Origin of the sequence: Microcoleus sp. MOSTC5, assembly GCF_036701825.1 — a bacterium.
GTDB lineage: Bacteria > Cyanobacteriota > Cyanobacteriia > Cyanobacteriales > Microcoleaceae > Microcoleus > Microcoleus asticus.
In genome coordinates this window covers 1-1,258 of the sequence record NZ_JAUBRK010000187.1, presented here as the reverse complement: position 1 = coordinate 1,258, position 1,258 = coordinate 1, and the positions used below count along the sequence as shown (strand labels likewise).

The following is a 1,258-nucleotide window of genomic DNA, read 5'->3' as shown; positions in this document are numbered from 1 at the left end:
TAATAGTTACTAATGAGTTATTCGTGAGAATTTAGTTAACTGCAACAGCCAAAATCTTAGTCAAATATTCATCATCCCACCCGGCTCGAAGTCGCTTATTTCTTGCTCCGGTTTTTGAGGTTTTTTCTTGATTCAAAAGATTAAGCGAGATGTGTCTAATCATAGCAAAGTTTTGCGGAGCATTATCTTTTCTAATCCGACAATCATCTTCACGAAAACCCACATCTAATACCCAATGTAAAGAATTTTCAATTCCCCAATGGCTGCGGACTGATTCACCAAGTTTTTGAGCATCATTTGATAAACTACTAATATAATAACGAGTTTCAATAGTTGTTTTTCCCTTCACTATTCTCACGGATTCTATCAGGCCTATACTGTGAAGTTTCTCCCATTGATTGTCGGGGTCAATCAGCTCTTTGATGTCACTTAACATTAAGTGATGTCGGATTTCTGAGCGACCGTGATTACTTTCTTTATTTGTCGAATAAGCTGTATGTGTAAATCCCGAAAATTCTTGTCTAATTGCTTGTTTAAACAACTCTTCTACTCTGGCATACAGAGATGGTTGGTTCTTTTTTAAGGTAATTACATAATCTCCTTCTTGTTCGACAATTGACTTCACAATTGACCTCTGACAGCCCATAGCATCAATGGTGACAATGCTTCCATTTAATTCTAATACTTTGAGTAAAGCCGGAATAGCTGCGATCTCATTAGATTTTTTATCTACCTTAACTTGTCCTAAAACTAATCTTTGACTGGTCGCCCAAGCACTGACCATATGAATTGCTTTTTTATCTCCTCCCCGATCGTAAGAATGGCGAAGAGTTTTGCCATCAATTGCGATTACTTCTCCGGGATTGAAGCAACTAATAGATTGAATCCAACTCAAAAAACATTTCTGAAATTGCTCCGGTTTGAGGCGAGAAAATACTCGTGCAATTGTGTCATGTGAAGGTATGCCATTTGGCAATTCTAAAATTTTCTTCAACCATTCGTATTTAGCTCTCCCGTAACTTTCGATATCCACCCATGTATCAGCACCGCAAATCACGGCACAAAGTGAGAGGGTGATAATGTCAATTAATTGATGATGTTTCGTCCGCTCAATTCTGGGATCTTCTAAGTCGGAAAAATGGTCGGCAATGGTGATTTTAGGTTTGAGTTTCATGCAGGGTAAACTCTAATTAAATGTTTTTTGGATACTCAATAATTGTCATCCAATATACCATATTCTGTTAACATAAAATTTAGA

The 1,258-nt window shown here is 37.1% G+C and carries 1 protein-coding gene; it reads right to left on the bottom strand.

Annotated elements, in window-relative coordinates:
• Positions 1-31 precede the first annotated feature (31 nt).
• Positions 32-1,174 (bottom strand): ISAs1 family transposase, encoded by a 1,143-nt coding sequence (locus QUA54_RS34290; protein WP_333419496.1) that lies wholly within the window; start codon positions 1,172-1,174, stop codon positions 32-34.
• Between the last annotated feature and the right edge of the window lie 84 nt (positions 1,175-1,258).